Below are 17294 nucleotides of genomic sequence, written 5' to 3' on the forward strand. Positions count from 1 at the left end.
ACGAGCGGGCGGAGAGCACCCGTCAGGCAGCGTCGGAATAAATCAGCGCCTACCCAGAAAACCAACCGGCTTCCGGCGTAGACCGGGGGGGAATCTTTGCTCAGGAGGAAACAGCATGCACATGCTTCAAAAGAGAAAACTCGGAGGATCGACGATCGCGGAGCAATTCGTCTCCAAGGTTGAGAGCGAATCCCGCAGGAATCTGATCAGGATCTATGCGCCCATGATTCTGCTGGTCGTCATGACGATCGGCTTCTCCATCTTCGATCAGCACTTTTTTTCCATCAAAAACATCGTGAACATCCTCGGTCAGATGGCGGTTCCGCTCATTCTTGCGACCGGTCTCACCTTCGTGCTGCTCATTGGCAGCATCGACCTTTCCATCGAGGGCGTCATGGGCTTTGTCGGCTCGGTGATTTCCCTGCTGGTCATCAACTCCCGAAACGGCAACAACCAGGGCGTCTGGGGCGTCGTGGTTTCCATCGCCATCGGCGTCCTCTTCGGCGCGATCACCGGTTTCTTGCATGTGAAGCTGCGCATCGCCTCATTCATCATAACCTACGCCACCGGCACGATCATCAGCGGCATCGCCGTCCTTCTTTATGAAAGCAAACCGGCCACCGTCAAGGAACAGTGGATCATCGACGCGTCGGCCACATCCCTTTTACACATTCCGCTGATTACATGGATCGCGATCGCGTTCTTTTTGCTCGGCTGTGTCATCCTGAATTATACGGCCTTCGGCCGCGCGGTATACGCCATCGGCGACAACGAGTCCGCAGCGCGCGCGTCCGGCATCAACGTCGATCGGGTGACCATTCTCGTGTATACGCTCAGCGGCTTCGCCGCGAGCCTCGCGGGCTTCGTGGCACTAATCCGGCTGAAGCTCGGGCAGGTTTCGCTGGGAACGGATCAGATGTTTCCGTGTATCACCGCGCTGGTGGTGGGCGGCACATCGCTCACCGGGGGCGAGGGTGGCATGCTTCAGACGATTGTCGGCATTCTGATCTATCTGGAGCTGATTAATTTCCTGACGATCATCGGCGTCGACGCGAACTACAAAAAGGCCATTCAAGGTATCATCATCATCGTGGCCGTCGCGCTGACCCTCACCCGTACGCGCAAGACGATCGCCAAATAAGGAGGGAAAAGCGTGAAGAAAGAACTTTTGTTCAGGACACGCGACATCGGAAAAAACTATGGTTCCAACACGGTCTTGCAGGGAATCCACATAGAAATCAACCGCGGCGAAGTCGTGGGGCTGATCGGTGAAAACGGTGCCGGAAAATCGACGCTTCTGAAGATCATTGCGGGGGTGGAGAAGCCGTCCACAGGCACCATGGAGATGAACGCAGAGACCTTCCGCGCCTCGTCAATGATGGACGCCAACCGCCTCGGAATCGGCATGGTGTTCCAGGAACAGTCGCTAATTAATAACCTGACTGTTGCCCAGAACATCTATCTGGGGCGCGAAAAGGCATTTAAAGTCGGAAAGCTCATCAACTGGCGCAAGATGAATCAGCGCGCGCGGAGCGTTTTGGCCGGCATGGGCCTCGAGCACATCTCCGCCCGGGCCAAGGTGCGCGACATCTCGTTTTCGATGCGCCAGATGGTGGAAATCACAAAGGTTCTGGACATCATCTCCGAAACCGCGAACGGCCGGGCGATGATCCTACTGGACGAACCGACGACGGTGCTGTCCGACGCGGAGATCAAGGTGCTGTTTGACAAGATCCGGAGCATGCGGGACAAGGGTAACTCGGTCATCTTTGTATCCCACCGCCTCGCGGAGGTGCTCGAAATCGCGGACCGCATCTACGTGTTCAAGGACGGCCGCCAGACCGCGGAGGTGCTGACCAGCGAAGCGGACGAGTTTCTGCTCTACGAAAAGATGGTCGGCCGCGAGACGGACGGCGAGTACTACGTCTCCGCGCGCCAGACGGTGCCAACGGACGAAGTCGTTCTGGCGGTAGACAATCTGAGCATGTTCGGGTCCTTCCAGAACGTATCCTTCCAACTCCGGAAAGGAGAAGTCCTCGGCCTGTCGGGCGTGGAGGGATCCGGCAAGGAAGACGTCTGCGCGGTGCTCTCAGGCGACGAAGCCAAGTCGTCCGGCACGATCACCGTCAAAGGCAAGAACCGCGAATTCTCTTCGCCGACGCAGGCGCGCAGGGCGGGCATCCTGTCCGTCCCGAGAAACCGCCGCGAGGAAGGCATCATCGGCATCCTCTCCATCAGCGAGAATATCTCCGTGACAAACTACCAGAAAAACGCCAGAATGCGCGTAATCTCAAACCGGCGGCAGGATCGAAACGCCCGCGAATGGGTGAAAAATGTGGGCATCAAGTGCTCCGGCGTAAGCCAGCGCACCAACAACCTGTCCGGCGGCAACGCCCAGAAGGTGATCTTCGCGCGCGTCCTCGACAGTGAGTGCCCCATCCTGATCCTCGATCATCCAACGCGCGGCGTGGATGTCGGCTCCAAGGAGGACATCTACCGGCTGATCCGCGATATCACTGAAAAGGGCGTTTCCATCCTGCTGATGGGAGACACGCTGGATGAATGCATCGGCCTATCCAGCCGGATCATCGTGATGAAGGACGGGCTGATGTGCGGGGAATATGACTGTCCGGTTGACAATAAGCCCGATCAGGTGGATGTTGTCAAGCGGATGCTTTGAGGGAGGTGCTACCATGCAGAACGCGCGGCCATCCGGACTGTCTCTAAGGGACTTCCTCATCGACAACATCTATCTTTTTAGCGCGGTAATCGTCATTGCGGCGTTTTTCCTAATCAACCCGAGCTTTTTGTCGCTCTACTCAATTCAGAACATCACGCTGGAGATCGCGCCGCTATTGCCAATGGCGCTGGGCATCGGTTTTGTCCTGTACACCGGCTGCATCGACCTGTCCATCGGTGCGGTCGCGTCCATCACCTGCGTCATCACAGGCATGTTCATCGCCGATATCGGCAACATCATGATCCCCTATATGCTGTTTCTGGGCGTGGTCGCTGGCCTCGTCAACGGGTTTCTGGTCGCCAAGCTCAAACTGCCGTCCTTCATCGTGACGCTGTGCGCGCAAAGCGTCTGGCGGGCGGGGGCCATCATTCTGTCGGGGGGCGGTTCCGCGAGCATCCCATTGAAGCGGCGCGTCATCGTGAACTGGGCTTCGGCAAAGGTACTTGAGTTTCCGCTGATGATCTGGATCTCGCTGGCGCTCGTCCTCGCGTGCGTGTTCATTGAACGCAAGACTGAGTTGGGCAAGTCCATCTTCGCGACCGGCGCAAACGAGAAAGCCTCCCGGCTCACCGGCGTCAACACCGACAGGGCCAAGATGCTGGCGTTTGTCCTGTGCGGCCTTGGCGCAGCGCTCAGCGGCGTCATGTACGCCTACAAGCTGAAAAGCAGCGTCCCGACCATCGGCGACGGCCTGTTCATGATGGCCATCTCCTCGGTCGCGCTGGGCGGCACGCTGTTTTCGGGCGGTCGGGGAAGCGCGCTTCGCACTTTAATCGGCGTCATCGCCGTAATCTCCATCTCGTCGGGCATGAACATGGCCGGCGTCGATCCGCTGTGGAAGGACGTCGTATTTGGCCTGGTGCTGATCTTCGCCGTCGCCATCAACTCCGACAAGGGCGGCCGGGATCTTATCATCAAGTAGTCTGGATAAACAAACATCGGGAGAAGCAGAACATGGGAGCGGTCATCGGAATCCATCACCTGTGCGCCCGCACGCCCGATATTGAAACAAGCCCTCACTGCCATCATACCGATCGAAATCATTCACGCGTTCATCGGGCGAGGGGGGCGCCACCGCGCAGCCAGAAAGCCCGGGCGCAGCGGCGCTGCGCCCGGGCTTTCTGGCTTAGCCGGAGCGGGCACGTTAGCGCCGGCCGGCGGTCCGGTACCGCATGGTGCGGCGGGGAAAGGCGCCGCCTGATGGATGGGGAAATGGTTCCGCCCGGTAGTGCGCATCGACGAAATGCTCCCCGAGTCAAAACAGAAAAGCGATGCTACTTCTCCATTTTTACCTTGATGACCAGCTTCTTCGAATTGCCGCACGGTCCGTCGGGACGGTCGGGCGCGTGCGGCTCACCCGGAAAGAAAACCATGAAATCGCCTTGCCTCAGCGGGCATCGTATCCCCTGAATGGCCTCGTAATATGCGACATCCTTGTCCTCGTTATACGGGGTAGACGGCTGAAGCGCCTCGGCCGGCGGTGCGTAGAGGATGGCTTCTCTCCCTTCAAGGAGAATTTGGATATCCGCGTAGCGTCTGTGCGTTTCCCAGCGCTCAGGGCGGCCCGTCAGGTCGGCTTCGCGTACGGTGGCATATACCTTCTCGCCATCAATGGCCAGTTTGCCGGGAACAAAGGAATCCAATGCCCGTCCGTATAAGAACCGGATGGCCGTTTCAAAGTTTGGGCCGAGTCCCATGTACCTGTGCAGGGAAACGCATTGATCCAGAATCATTGGATGCTCTCCTCCTTTTCCCGCGCCCGGCAAGGGGGATGCCGGGCTACCGCTGTACGCGCCCTGAGGCGTTGCCGCCGGCCAGAGCAATGACCTCCGCTTCGCTGACCAGATTGAAATCGTGCTCAATGCTCTGCTTGAGGCAGCTGGCGGCCACCGCGAACTCTATGGCGTCCTGAGCGGAAAGCCCGCCTCGCAACGCGTGGATCAGGCCGCCGCCGAAACTGTCGCCACCGCCGACCCGGTCGACGATGTGGATGCGGTAGTTCCTCGAAAAATGCGCCGCCTCGCCGTCGAACAGCATACCCGCCCAGTCATTGTCGCTGGCCGAGATCGAGCCGCGAAGCGTGATGGCCACACGCTTGAAGCCAAAGCGCGCCTTGAGCTGCCGGGCGACGCTGACGTAGCCCTCATGGTTGAGCTTGCCCGCCTGGATGTCGCTGCCTTCAGCCTCGATGCCGAACACGTCCTTGGCGTCCTCCTCGTTGGCGATGCACACGTCCACGAAGGGCATAAGCTCTGCCATCACCTCGCCCGCCTCCGCACGGGACCAGAGTTTGGCTCGGTAGTTGAGGTCACAGCTGACCATGACGCCCTGCTCCTTGGCTACTCGGAGTGCCTCCAGGCAGATTTCGGGCAATTCTCCTCCCAGCGCCGGCGTGATGCCGGTGAAATGGAACCAGTCCGCGCCCTTGAAAATCTCCGCCCAATCGAAATCGGCCCTCCGGGCTTCGGCGATGGCCGAGTGTGCCCGGTCATAGATCACCTTGCTGCCCCGCTGCGACGCGCCCTTCTCCACGAAGTACACGCCCAGCCGGTCGCCGCCGCGCACGATGCGCGAGGTGTCCACGCCGAACTTCCGGAGCGCGTTGACGGCGCATTGGCCGATTCCGTGGGCGGGGAGCTTCGTGACGAAGCAGGCGTCATTTCCGTAGTTGGCAAGGGACACCGCCACGTTGGCTTCCCCGCCCGCGTAGCTGGCCTCGAATCGTTCGGCCTGCACAAATCTGAGGTATCCCTCCGGGTTAAGACGCATCATGATTTCACCAAAGCAGACGACCTTGCCCATTACACGCGCACCGCCTTTACGTATTCCTTCGCCAGTGTCGTAATCTTGTCCCATTCACCGGCTTCAATCCATTCCTTGTTCACGATATTCCCGCCCACGCCCACGCCGATGGCGCCTGCGCGCAGGAAATCCGCCGCGTTTTTCTCGCTCACGCCCCCCACCGCCATTAACGGGATGTGGGACAGCGGCGCCTTGACCGCCTTGATGTAGCCCGGACCCAGGCTGCCCGCGGGAAACACCTTCACCGCGTCCGCACCCGCCTCATGGGCGGCCGCGATCTCGCTGGGCGTCAGCGCGCCGGGGAAGGCCGCCATACCGAGGTCCTTGATCCCCCGGATGATGGCGGGGTTCGTATTGGGTGTGACGATGTACCGCGCGCCCGCGTCCGCGGCCATGCGCAACTGCTCCATGTCCATGACCGTGCCCGCGCCGGTCAACACTTCCCCGTCAAAATGCCGACCGACCGCCCGGATAGCCGCCGCCGTATCCTTCCAGGTCTCGGGTCTGGCCTGGTTGAAGGTCACCTCCATCAAACGCATGCCGCCCGCATGCAACGCCTCGGCCAGCCGGAGCATATGCTCCGGCTCAAGGCCGCGCACGATGACGATCACCCGGTCTTTCCCGACGCGCTCCATGACGTCTTTGACCATTGTCATTTTCTCCTTTCAAGCCCGGTGGCCCGCTCGGTACCGTGTGTCTTACCAATCGAAACCATTCATGCGTTCATCAGGCGAGCGGGTTTTTGTCCCGGCGTAGCCTTACAACGCAGGCGCAGCGGCGCTACGCCGAGGCCTTCAGGCGACGCCGGGCCGGAACCTCAGCGCCGCCCGGTCGTTCGGCACCGCATACCGCATGATGCGGCGGGGGGAAAGGCGCCGCCTGATGGGCGCAAAAACGGTTGAGATTGGTATCACAGGAACTACAGGCACGTAAAGCCACCGTCGATTACAAGGGACGTGCCCGTCATAAAGGACGACTCGTCGCAGGCCAGGAACAGCGCCGCCTGCGCAACCTCCTCGGGTCGGGCGATCCGGCCCATGGGATATTTCTCCAGGGTCTTTTGCCAATCTTCGGGGTCAGCCTCCGCATGGGAGAACACATCCTTGTTCATCACGGTATTGTCCACCAGCGCCGGCGCCAGGCAGTTGGCGCGGATGCCGTCCATGGCATAATCCACGGCGATGTTCTTGGTGAGGAACATGACGGCCGCCTTGGTGGCGTTGTAGACGCCCGTGCCGTACTGGGCGACCATGGCGGAGGCGGAAGAGGTGCTTACGATCGCGCCGCCGCCGTTTTTAATCATGTGCGGGATGCAGGCGCGGGCGGCCAGAAACTGGCCTTTGACGTTGATGTTGAACATAGCGTCGTACTGCTCGTCGGTGACCTCGCCCACCTTGCAAAAGCAGTTGATGATGCCCGCGTTGTTCACCAAGATGTCGATCCTTCCATAGGCCTCGATGGCCGCGTCTACCATGCGCTCCACGTCGGCCCTGTCAGCGATCTGCGTCGGCACGGCGATGGCTTCGCCGCCCGCCGCAAGAATGTCGTCCCGGGTCTGGCGGCAGTTGTTTTCCTGAAGCGAAGCGCAGACGACCTTGGCGCCTTCCGCGGCGAACAGAATCGCAATGGCGCGGCCGATTCCACTGCCGGCACCGGTTACGATGGCCACCTTGTCCTTGAGTCTCATAAGCAATCTCCCCTCTTCCCGGAGCCGCCTCAGGCCAGCCCCGCAATCCGCACGCGCACGGCGTAGAGCCAGATGCGGGCGGTGATGTACAAAGTCTTGAGGTCGCCGCCTCCGAAGGCGATGTTGGCGGGGCTGTATTCGCCCGGCATCCGGATTATACCCAGGTACCCGCCCAGCGCGTTGAAAACCTGTATGCCGCTGATTGTGGTCACATAGACGTTGCCCAGGCTGTCCACCTTCATGCCGTCCGCCTCGCCATATCGCTGGACAGGGGGCAGATTGGTGGCATTCTCGGGCAGGACGAGCTCGCAGAACACCCGGGGATCCGTCAGCGTTCCATCCGCGCCCACCGTATAAGCCCACACCCTGGCGGAGCCGGTGTCGTCGATGTATAGGGTTCCTCCATCCGGGGAGAATGCCAGACCGTTGGGTTTGAGGCTGTCCCGGGCGGCGATTTGGACGCGGCCGTCCGGCGCGCAGTAATAGGTCGCCTCCACGGACTGCCCCCGCGGCCCATACCGGAAGATCGGATCGGTGACGTAGTACCCGCCCCCCGCGTCGCAGACGACGTCGTTGGTGGCCTGGAACGGCCGGCCTTCGTACCCGTCGGCGATCACCCGCACGAGCCTTCCCGTGTCGGGATCCAGCTCGTTGAGGCTGCCGGTGTCCATCTTGCAGATGGCCAGGTTTCCGTTCGGACACAGGCACATGCCATTGGCGTAGCCGGAGTTCTCCATCACGGTGGCAAACGTGCCGTCCTCCCGCAGCGCGTGAACCGTTTGCGCCAGCGGGTCGGTAAAAAAGAGCCGGGCGCGCCTCGCGTCCCAGACCGGGCCCTCCAGAAAGACAAACGGCGCATCGTTGACCTTTTCCACGGGAGAATCCGGCGCGACGATCTCTGTCATATCCCGAGCGATGTCCTGCATGGGCTTTCTCCTTTCTCTATTGCGCCGCGTATTTTTCCATTCGCTCCATGTCCGGCTCCACGCCGAAGCCAGGTGCATCGGAAAGGAACAGGCTCCCATCCCTGTACTCCACGGGCGACCTCAAAATGTCCTCCTTAAGCAGCAGCGGGCCCACCAGTTCCGTGGTCAGCGTCAACTCAGGCAGGGCGCTGAACAGATGCGCGCTGGCGACCGTGCCCACGCCCAGCTCCAGGTTGCTGCCGGCAAAGGGCGTCTGTCCGGCGGCCTGGGCCACCGCGGCGATCTTCCGGGACAACAGAATGCCGCCATCCCGGGAGACCTTGATGTTGATGCGGTCCGCCGCCTCCAGGCGCGCCACGCGCATCACATCCTTGGGGGTCAGGATGCATTCATCGGCCACGATGGGGATATCGGCATGGCTGCGCACAAATTTGAGGCCCTCCAGATCCCAGGCGGGCACGGGCTGCTCCACGTGGTCCGGCCTGTACTCGGCAAACCTCGAGATCATGGCGAGGGCTTCCTTGGGGTTCCATCCCTCGTTGCCGTCCAGTCGGATCACCGCCTCATCGCCCACAACGGCTCGGAGCGCCTTGAGGTTGGCAAGATCGGCCCGGGCGTCCGTCCCCACCTTCAGCTTGAAGTCCCGATATCCCTCGGTCGCCTTTTCGCCGGCCTCCCGGGTGATGTCCTCGGGGGATTTGGCGCTGAGCACCCAGCAGACGCGCAGTACCCTGGCTCCGCCGCCCAACATCTTGTAAACGGGCAGGCCGTAGATCTTGCCGGCCAGGTCGTGCAGCGCGAAATCCACCGCGCACTTGGCATAGCGGGAGCCCTTGACGGCGCCCGCGAGCCTGGCCATCAGCGAGGCGATGTCGGTGGGATCCTGGCCGAGGAGCAGAGGTTTGAAGTAATGCCGGATGACGAAGGCCACGTCCGCCTGACTGCCCTCGTCGTAGATCGGAATGGTAGAGGCTTCGCCCCAGCCGCTTACGCCTTCGCCGACGACTTCCACCAGCACAAAATCCGCGGTGCTCCGGACGCCATAGGACGCCTTGAATACGTGCAGCAGCGGAACGCGGACGGGATATACCCTGACGTCAGTGATCTTCATCGAGCAATTCCCCTTTCTGTATCTGCGCGACGAGTTCGGCAGCTTTGCCGACGACGGCGTCGTAGATGGTTTTCCCAAACTCCGGGGTGGCGCTTCGCGGATCCCCGATATGGCCCTGCTTGGAGAGCTGATCGTAGGGAACGTACATGGTGATCTTGTTGGCCGCGAACATGGCGGGGCTCCAGAAGCGCCCGCCTTTGAGGTTGTTGGCCGGGGGCAGCTTGTCCGGGCGGACGTTGGCCGGCGCGAGGTACAGCTGCAGGGACGTCTCCATCTCGCACGCGTGGCTGATGCCGCCGAACTCGGACTTCCGGTGTCTGGCCACCTCCTCGCCGATCAGGCTCCAATAGGTGAGCAGCGCGAAGGTGCCGCCGTATTTGTAGGCCGCCTTTGTCAGCGCCTCGTTGGCGGCCACCGCGTTTCCGCCATGACTGTTGACGGCCAGCACCTTGCGTACGCCGGAGCGGGCGAGGCCGTCCAGCACGTCGAACATCAGGGCGGCCATGGTCTCGTGCCTGAGCGTCAGGGACCCGCAAAACTTCATGTGGTGCTCGGAGATCCCGCACCAAATGCACGGGAGCATGGCGCAGGGCACCTGGGAAGCGGCTACAATGCCCTCGCACAGCTTTGTTGCGATGAGCATGTCGGTATTCAGGGCCAGGTGTGGGCCGTGCTGTTCATAGGCCCCCACCGGGATCAGAACGACCGGGTCCTGCCGGACGAGCTCCTCGAGCTCGTTTGTCGTATAGTCGCCCCAATAAAGCTGCTTCATTTCCAGTCCTCCTCAGACCTCAAAAATGCCTTCCACCTCCACCGGCGTATCCAGGGGGAGCACATTCTGGCCGATGGCGGAGCGGGCGTGCCGCCCGTTTTCGCCAAACACCCGTGTCATAAGATCAGACGCACCGTTGATTACCTTGGGCTGATCCACAAAATCGGGGGTGCAGGCGACATATCCGTTGATTTTGACAACCGATTTCACCAGGTCCAGGCTGCCCAGGTGCGCCCGCAGAATCGCCAGTATGTTGAGGCCCGCGATGCGGGCGGCCTGATAACCTTCGTCGACCGTCAGCTCGCGCCCCAATTTCCCTTCATAGACAAGCGCTCCATCCCGGATGGCCGCTTGCCCGGAAACGTAGAGCAGGTTGCCCGCGCGCTTTACGGGCACGTACATGGCAATGGGGGGCACCGGCTCGGGAAGTTTCAGATTCATGGCGTCCAACATTTGTTCAGCAGTCATTTTCTATTTCCTCTATTCCTTCACGGCGCCCATTGTCAGGCCGCGAATGATGTATTTTTTCATAATCAGCGCAAAGAGGATCGGCGCCGCGGACCCCACCACCGAGGCGGCGGAGAGTTCGCCCCACAGGATCCGTTTGGAGCCGAAAAACGACGTCAGGTGGATGGTGAACGTCTTTGCACTGCGCTGCGTAAGGATCGATGCAAAGAAGAACTCGTTCCAGGTGAAGATGAACACGAGAATTGCCGTGGCCACTAAGCCGCCGCTGGCGATGGGTACGGCAAAGCGGATAAACGCACCGAAGTAGGACACGCCGTCCACCATGGCCGCCTCTTCGATCTCCTTGGGGACGTCCTCGAAGAAGCTCCGGCTGAGCCATGTGGCCAGCGCCAGGTTGGAGAAGGTGTATACGCAGACCATCCCCAGGAAGTTGTCGATGAGCTTCAGCCCGACCATCATCAGGTAGATGGGCACGGCGAACGTCACGGCCGGCGCCATGCGCGTCGTGAGGATCATAAAAAACCAGCTGTTCTTCCGCTTCATCCTGAGGCGTGTAAAAGCGTAGCCCGCCATGCTGCCGAAGGGGACCGTCACCAGAACCGTCAGCACGCTGATTGTGGCGCTGTTCAGAAGGTAATGGGGGAACTTGTCCTTGACCAGCACGGTCTTGTAATTCTCCAGCGTGGGCTTGAAAAAGCCCAAAAGTTCCGTGGAAAACACATCCGCGGGCGGCTTGAAGGAGGTGGTCAGCAGCCAGTACAGCGGAAACAGGCACACAACCGCGAAGAAGACGAGGACGAGATGGCGGACGCCCGCGCTCACCCTTTTCATGATCCAGCCGGATGTGACTTTCATGCTTTTGCCTCCTCTGCCTGGAAGATCTTCGCCTTGTCCAGGACGAACTTGATGAGGAACATAATGAAGTACAGCGTAAAAATCCCCAGCGCCGAGGCGTAGCCCATCTCAAACCAGCTGAATCCCACCTTTGAAATGTAGATGTTCAGCGTTTCCGAGGACGTGCCGGGGCCGCCCGTGGTCAGCAGCTGAATCACCTCGTAAGCCTTGAGGGCGTCCATGGTGCGAAGCATAATTACGATGATCGCAAATTTCCTGAGGAGGGGCAGCGTGATATGCCGGAAAATCTGAAAACGGTTGGCGCCGTCTATCATGCCGGCTTCGTACAGGGACTCCGGCTGGGCTTCCAGGCCCGCCAGCAGCACCAGGATCGCCAGCGGCGTGCCAAGCCACACGTCCACCGCCATGCAGGAATACAGCGAGATGGCGGGGTTGCCCAGAAAATCCATGCTGGCCGCGTTAAAGGAATTCAGAATGTGGTTGATGATCCCGAAGTTGTAGTTGTACATGAATTTGAAGTTCAACGCGGTGATCGTGGGCGCGATGACCATGGGCATCAGGTAAATGATGCGATAGGTGTTGCGCAGCTTGTCCACCTTGTTGAGGAGAACCGCGATCATGAGGCCAATACCGCAGCTGAGCGTCACGCTCAACAGGACGAAGACCGCCGTCCTGCCCAGCGCCTCCCAGAACCGAACCTCCGTAACCATGTGAATGTAGTTGTCAAACCAGATAAACGCCCTGGGGTCGGTGCTGGTCATGTTGTAGGAAGTCAGGCTGTTGATGATGGCCTGCAGCGTGGGGTAAACCCCCATGAACAGAAAGATCAGGAGCGCAGGGAGCGTCATCAGCCGCATGAACTTTTTCTCTTGCATCGTATAGCCTCCTTGCGGGCCGTAAAATGGCTTTCGGGTACCCCGCATGAGGGCAAGGTACCCGAAAACGAAAACGCCGATGTGCGGGCGCTATTTCTTCACAACGCCTTCGATGTCGGCCTGAGCGCCGGCCAAAGCCTGCTCAACGGTAGCCTTCCCGGCGATGGCCAGGGAAATCTGCTGTTGGAAGGCGGCGCCCACCTTCTCAAAGAGCGTGGTCTTGGGCCAGTAAGAGGCGTCGATGGACTTGAAAATGTCCGGCAGCTGATTCGTGAAGAAGCTGATGCTTGCTGTCTTTTCCTTGTATGCGTCGGTTTCGTAGATGCGCATGTCCGGGAAGTCGAAGCGGATGCTCTGGGCCGCTTCCTCCTGGATGACATCCAGGCTGTTGCGCCACTGGAGGAACAGCCAGGCCGCTTCCTTGTTGCGGGAGAAGGCGCTGATGCCCAGGCCCTCACCGTACATCCACTGGGCGTAGTGGTCGGGGCCGGAGATCACGGCGCAACCCACTTTATCGGCGACAGTCGAGACTTCGGCGCTTGAAAACACGCTCACGAAGCCGTTCATGTCAAAGCACATGGCCGCCTTGCCGGCGCGGAAGATCTCGGACATGGTATCCCAACCCATGGCAGCCGCGTCCTCCGGGCCGTATTCCTGCATCAATGTGACAAAGTCGGCGACGCCGGCGGTCATTTCCGGGGTATTGACGGTCACGTTGCCCTGATCGTCCAGTACGCGGCCGCCGTAGGCCCAGGCGATGCCCGCGGAAGTCCCGAAGGAACCGCTGGAGGAATCGCCCCTTGCGACAAAGGCATAGACATCCGGCTCGTTGGCCTTGATAACCTTCGCCGCTTCCAGCACATCCGCCATTGTCTTGGGCGCGGCGATGCCGTGCTTTTCAAAGAGGTCGGTGCGGTACATCAGCACGCCGCCGGTGCAGGACACGCAGATGGAATACAGCTTGCCGTCACTGCCGCGGAACATGCCCAGAGCGTTCTCCGGGATGTTGGGAAGGGAGTTCCAGTCCGCGTCGGACTTGGTCTGGTTGTAGTCGTCCAGCGACTCCAGCCAGCCGGCGTTGATGTATTCGGGCATGTACCAGAACTGGGTCGCCACAACATCGTAGTTGCCCTGTTGCGCGTTGCAGTCGAGGATGAACTTGTTGCGCATCGTGGCTTCGTCGTAAATCTCGATGTTCAGGGTAATGCCGGTAGCCTCTTCAAAGTCGCTCTTGAATTCGGTGATGGCGGAGGTCTCGTAGCCAGTCTTGAGCAGGATGTTCAACTCGGTGCCCGAATAAGCCTTCCGGGGATCGGAGTCGGTCGCAAAGGCACAGGAGGGAATGAGCAGCACAGCCAACAGCACAGCCAGGTTTCGCATAATCCTCTTCATCTTGGTTCCTCCCTTTCGAGTATACAACTCAAGCCGACGCAAATGCGCGCTATCTGCGCCAGCGTTGATCCGCACTGGTTTTCAGCTAATGCTCTGCGCGTCGCCCGAGGGCTTGCCGCCCCCGTTTTGGTTGCGCACCGCGTCGAGGTAGTTGTATAGCGTATATTTTGAGATGCCCAGAAACTCGCAGACGCGGTCACCGGATTTGGAGATGACGAAGGCGCCCTTGTCATCCAGGTATTTGAGAAAGCGGCACTTGTCCTCCCGATCCATGAGGGCGGCCTGTTTGCCGACAAAGCGAAGCGCCTCCTGCAGCAGGTAATCCAAGAGTTCCCCAACATTGTTTAGGAACACTTCCTTGATCACATGCCCGTCGTTCTCCCCTTGCTCGTACAGCAAGGGATAATTGTTCTGCTCATGCAGGTATTTTTCCATCTCTACGGAGGCGGTGATGTCCTTGTTGATGCAAAGCGCGCCAATGACGCGCCCGTCGTCGCCCTTGATGAACATCGTGGAGGAGCGCAGAATCTTTCCATCCCTCGTATGCGTGACATAGTTATAGCGATCCCCGTTTTCCACGGTGCCGCGCAGCACTTCCAGTCCGAGGTTGCTTCCGCAGTCACCGATCTTCCGGTTGGTGATGTGCCCATTGCGGATATCGACAATGGTGTGCTCATATCCGTTTGTCAGATCGTGCAACAGAATCTCGTTGTGGCTGCTCAACTGGGATTCCAGCATGTCCAGCAGTTGGGCGAAAAACGCGCTTTCATCGTGAATGCTCTTCATATGGTTACCCCCGCCCTAGTCCAAACTATTTTTTTGTTTTTCGACCGCATTATAACATACTTTTTGTCTGATGTAAATACCCGAAATTAAAATAAATTTGGAATAGTAACCCAAGAGCCTGCCCGCCCCGCCGTTCCCGCAAAGTCCGGAGCGAAAAAAGGCAGGTGGCACGCCCAATGCATTACGTATACAAGGTTTTTGCGGGAAAGCGCAAGGCGAGCCGCGATATCCTGCTGGCCATCGCCCTTGGCATGGGCCTGACCCTCGCCGAGGCGCAGCTGCTGCTGCGAATCGCGCAGACCGCCCAGCTCGACCCCCGCAATCGCCGGGACTCGGTGATCATCTACGCGCTGGATCGCGCTTTGACGGCGGAAAAGGCGAACGAGGTGCTCTATGATGTGAAGGAAGCTACTTTGTAGCCTTGCAGCCGACTTGCAATCTGATTTCTTTGTTGCGGTTTCGCGCCCCAGACATCACCGCGCGGCGGTCGACTCGCGCACAATCAGCTCCGACGGCAGGAAGATGTGCTGCGTGTAGGCGTCCGGGTTCTGGATCTTCTCGATCAGCAACTCGCACGCGGCGTAGCCGAACTGGAACTTGGGCGTATTGACGGTCGTAATCGTGGGGGAGGATATCTCCGAATAGTCTACGTTGTCGAAGCCGACGACGAGCAGATCCTCCGGCACGCGGATGTTCAGCCGCCGCGCCGCGTTGACGACGGCACTCGCGAAAAGGTCGGAGATCGCGAAGAACGCCTCCGGCCGGTTGGGTTGGGACAATATCTGCGTCGCGGTCGACAGCGCCATGTTGTAGTTGATCTCCGGCAGGTGAACCATCCAGCTGTCGTTCGGCTCGACGCCCATGTCGCTCAGCCCCATCAGATACCCCTGCTTGCGGCAGCGGTTGTCCTTGTACTTGAGCGAGCCCGACAGAAACGCAATCTTCCTGCGTCCAAGCGAGGCGAAGTAGTCCATCACCTGCTTGGCGGCCTTCACGTCGTCCAGGCTCACGGACGAAACCTGGCGGCTGGCAGGATCGTAGTCGCAGCACTGCACCAGCGGCGCGAGCGCATTGATCTTGCCGAGCACGTCGCTCTCGATATGGTTAAGCGCGATCAGCCCCGATATCTTCGCGTCGCGCAACAGCTTCTTGAACGCCGGGAAAGTATTCTGGTTGATGTGCTCCTGCAGGATCAGCAGCTGATAGCCGTGCAGCACCGCGGACGCCTTCGCGCCGCGGATGATCTCGTTGAAGAACGAATTGAAGTCGAACGGCAGCGTGAACAGGATCAGCTTGCCCGGCGGCGGGCTCTGGCTGATCGCGTCGTGCGGCTCGATGCCCATGTCCCGGAGCGCCGCCGCGACCCGGTCGACCAACTCCTGGCGCACGATGCCCTTGTTGTTGAGCACCCGCGAAACCGTCGCGCTCGACACCCCGGCCCGCCGGGCGATTTCCGCGGCGGAAAAACCCATCTTCTTTCCCAACCGAAACGACCTCCGTCGTATGAACTGCGCACACCCTGCTGTCCATTATACAGCAATTCATGAAATTCTCAAGCACTTTCAGCGATATTTCTTGGTTTCATTATGTATATGCGCGTATTGCACCAATATTATTTTTAAAATTTGTGCAACCTATGTATTTTTATTTACGGCTCAAATCCCCTTGACTTGCTTTCAGCAATATACTATAATTATTTCAGAAACCCATTGACCATCAATCCATACGAGCCGGGGTTTGAGCGATGCGATACACGTTGCAGATCAACACGGGGTCCTTCATCCGCCCCTCCGCGCTGCGGGGGGATTCGCTGGACAAGTTCCGGCGCTGCCTGGACGCGCTGGACGTGGAGCGCGTGATCTTCGGCTGGTCGCCGGAGCGCGCGGTAAACGAGGCGATCATAAGCGCGCTTACCGATAAGGGCGTCGAGAAGTACATTTGGCTCCCGGTGTTTTCCGAGGTCCGCGACCTGCCGGGGGCGGAACCGCTCCTGCCGATCCGCGGCGGAAACGACCGACCGATGCGCGTCTGCGACGGGGAGACGTTCGACTTCGTGTGCCCCTCTTCGAAGGCCAACCTCGAGGCCGCGGTGGCGACGTTCGACATGCTCACGGCGGCGTTGCCCATCGACGGCGCGTTCATCGACCGCATCCGCTACGCGTCCGCCGCGCATTCCGCGTCCGCGCTTTATGGGTGCTGGTGCGACCGCTGCCGCGCGCGCTGCGAATCGGCCGGAATCGACGCCGGGCGGATCGAGGCGCTCGCGGCGGAGGGCCTTGATCCATTCGTCCCCGACCGCCTGGAATCGGGGCGCTGCCGGTTTGCCGACGCGGATGTCGACGCGCTGTTCGCCGTCAAGCGCCGGACGGTGCTCGAGGCGGTCGACTTCCTCCGCGAAGCCCTCGGACGGCGCGGCGCAAAGCTCGGTATCGACACCTTCGCGCCGGTGGTCTCGGACTTCGTCGGGCAAGACAGTTTCGAGCTGGCTCGGCGCGCCGATTTCATCAAGCCCATGATGTACCTTCGGACCTACGCGCCCGCGGGCGTTTCGTTCGAGCTGGACGCACTGGGAAGCGCCGTCGCCGGACGGCTGAGCGAGCTCTGGGGCGTATGCCCTGGCGGGACCGAGGCGTTCGAGCGGCAGACGCAATGGCTAAACGGCGTGCGCGGCAACGCCGCGCCCGGCATCGACGTGAACCGTATAGACGGCATCTGCGACGCGACGCCCGAATATGCGCTCGACCTGATCGCCCGCTCGGAGAGCGCGCGCTGCGCGTCGGTCGTGCTTTCGTGGGACGTGCTGCGCATGGAGGACGGCATGATTGACCGCATCGCGGCAAGGCATCACAGCGTATCCTGACAGATGAAAATCTGTTAATT

Annotated in this window: 18 protein-coding genes; 5 read left to right on the forward strand and 13 right to left on the reverse strand. The window is 60.2% G+C overall.

Features of this window, described 5'->3' with window-relative positions:
* Positions 1 to 115 precede the first annotated feature (115 nt).
* From ACH6CV_RS07455 to ACH6CV_RS07465, 3 genes are read left to right on the forward strand one after another with little or no spacing between them, the layout of a single operon-like run.
* The gene (locus ACH6CV_RS07455) at positions 116 to 1141 is read left to right on the forward strand and encodes an ABC transporter permease (protein ID WP_456357552.1); all 1026 of its coding nucleotides are present in this window, start codon (positions 116 to 118) and stop codon (positions 1139 to 1141) included.
* 12 nt (positions 1142 to 1153) lie between these two features.
* Positions 1154 to 2680, forward strand: a complete 1527-nt coding sequence (locus ACH6CV_RS07460; RefSeq protein ID WP_456357553.1) for a sugar ABC transporter ATP-binding protein — start codon at positions 1154 to 1156, stop codon at positions 2678 to 2680.
* Positions 2681 to 2693: 13 nt separating this feature from the next.
* Positions 2694 to 3662: an ABC transporter permease gene (locus ACH6CV_RS07465; protein WP_456357554.1), complete on the forward strand. Its 969-nt coding sequence runs from the start codon at positions 2694 to 2696 to the stop codon at positions 3660 to 3662.
* 352 nt (positions 3663 to 4014) lie between these two features.
* On the opposite strand, the gene ACH6CV_RS07470 is transcribed toward ACH6CV_RS07465, so the two are convergent.
* The 12 genes from ACH6CV_RS07470 to ACH6CV_RS07525 form a co-directional block, all read right to left on the reverse strand.
* The gene (locus ACH6CV_RS07470; RefSeq protein WP_456357555.1) at positions 4015 to 4473 is read right to left on the reverse strand and encodes a YhcH/YjgK/YiaL family protein; all 459 of its coding nucleotides are present in this window, start codon (positions 4471 to 4473) and stop codon (positions 4015 to 4017) included.
* Positions 4474 to 4519: 46 nt separating this feature from the next.
* Positions 4520 to 5542 (reverse strand): PfkB family carbohydrate kinase, encoded by a 1023-nt coding sequence (locus ACH6CV_RS07475; protein ID WP_456357556.1) that lies wholly within the window; start codon positions 5540 to 5542, stop codon positions 4520 to 4522.
* A complete protein-coding gene (locus tag ACH6CV_RS07480) occupies positions 5542 to 6192 on the reverse strand; it encodes a bifunctional 4-hydroxy-2-oxoglutarate aldolase/2-dehydro-3-deoxy-phosphogluconate aldolase (RefSeq protein ID WP_456357557.1) in 651 nt (216 codons plus the stop codon). The genes ACH6CV_RS07475 and ACH6CV_RS07480 overlap by 1 nt, the downstream gene beginning before the upstream one ends.
* A 269-nt stretch (positions 6193 to 6461) precedes the next feature.
* Positions 6462 to 7229, reverse strand: coding sequence for an SDR family NAD(P)-dependent oxidoreductase (locus tag ACH6CV_RS07485; protein WP_456357558.1), 768 nt, complete (start codon positions 7227 to 7229; stop codon positions 6462 to 6464).
* A gap of 29 nt (positions 7230 to 7258) precedes the next feature.
* Complete coding sequence (locus tag ACH6CV_RS07490) at positions 7259 to 8155, reverse strand: SMP-30/gluconolactonase/LRE family protein (RefSeq protein WP_456357559.1); 897 nt, start codon at positions 8153 to 8155, stop codon at positions 7259 to 7261.
* 16 nt (positions 8156 to 8171) lie between these two features.
* Positions 8172 to 9266: a mandelate racemase/muconate lactonizing enzyme family protein gene (locus ACH6CV_RS07495; protein ID WP_456357560.1), complete on the reverse strand. Its 1095-nt coding sequence runs from the start codon at positions 9264 to 9266 to the stop codon at positions 8172 to 8174.
* On the reverse strand, positions 9253 to 10038 hold the full coding sequence (locus ACH6CV_RS07500; RefSeq protein ID WP_456357561.1) for a creatininase family protein: 786 nt from the start codon (positions 10036 to 10038) through the stop codon (positions 9253 to 9255). Before ACH6CV_RS07500 ends, ACH6CV_RS07495 begins: the two co-directional genes overlap by 14 nt.
* Positions 10039 to 10050: 12 nt before the next feature.
* Positions 10051 to 10506 carry a RidA family protein gene (locus ACH6CV_RS07505; protein WP_456357562.1) on the reverse strand — a complete coding sequence of 152 codons (456 nt, stop codon included), beginning with the start codon at positions 10504 to 10506 and terminating at the stop codon, positions 10051 to 10053.
* 12 nt (positions 10507 to 10518) lie between these two features.
* On the reverse strand, positions 10519 to 11361 hold the full coding sequence (locus ACH6CV_RS07510) for a carbohydrate ABC transporter permease (RefSeq protein ID WP_456357563.1): 843 nt from the start codon (positions 11359 to 11361) through the stop codon (positions 10519 to 10521).
* Positions 11358 to 12236, reverse strand: a complete 879-nt coding sequence (locus tag ACH6CV_RS07515) for a carbohydrate ABC transporter permease (protein ID WP_456357564.1) — start codon at positions 12234 to 12236, stop codon at positions 11358 to 11360. Before ACH6CV_RS07515 ends, ACH6CV_RS07510 begins: the two co-directional genes overlap by 4 nt.
* Before the next feature lie 90 nt (positions 12237 to 12326).
* Positions 12327 to 13628: an ABC transporter substrate-binding protein gene (locus ACH6CV_RS07520; protein WP_456357565.1), complete on the reverse strand. Its 1302-nt coding sequence runs from the start codon at positions 13626 to 13628 to the stop codon at positions 12327 to 12329.
* 81 nt (positions 13629 to 13709) lie between these two features.
* Positions 13710 to 14414: a helix-turn-helix transcriptional regulator gene (locus ACH6CV_RS07525; protein ID WP_456357566.1), complete on the reverse strand. Its 705-nt coding sequence runs from the start codon at positions 14412 to 14414 to the stop codon at positions 13710 to 13712.
* Between the two features lie 176 nt (positions 14415 to 14590).
* Here ACH6CV_RS07525 and ACH6CV_RS07530 point away from each other — a divergent pair, with 176 nt between their 5' ends.
* The gene (locus ACH6CV_RS07530) at positions 14591 to 14833 is read left to right on the forward strand and encodes a hypothetical protein (protein WP_456357567.1); all 243 of its coding nucleotides are present in this window, start codon (positions 14591 to 14593) and stop codon (positions 14831 to 14833) included.
* 54 nt (positions 14834 to 14887) lie between these two features.
* Here ACH6CV_RS07530 and ACH6CV_RS07535 read toward each other — a convergent pair whose 3' ends face one another.
* Positions 14888 to 15898 (reverse strand): LacI family DNA-binding transcriptional regulator, encoded by a 1011-nt coding sequence (locus tag ACH6CV_RS07535; RefSeq protein ID WP_456357568.1) that lies wholly within the window; start codon positions 15896 to 15898, stop codon positions 14888 to 14890.
* Between the two features lie 260 nt (positions 15899 to 16158).
* Here ACH6CV_RS07535 and ACH6CV_RS07540 point away from each other — a divergent pair, with 260 nt between their 5' ends.
* Positions 16159 to 17274 carry a hypothetical protein gene (locus ACH6CV_RS07540; RefSeq protein ID WP_456357569.1) on the forward strand — a complete coding sequence of 372 codons (1116 nt, stop codon included), beginning with the start codon at positions 16159 to 16161 and terminating at the stop codon, positions 17272 to 17274.
* Positions 17275 to 17294 lie beyond the last annotated feature (20 nt).

The organism is Anaerozeibacter quisquiliarum (assembly GCF_051162045.1).
Classification (GTDB): Bacteria; Bacillota; Clostridia; order Christensenellales; family Aristaeellaceae; genus Anaerozeibacter; species Anaerozeibacter quisquiliarum.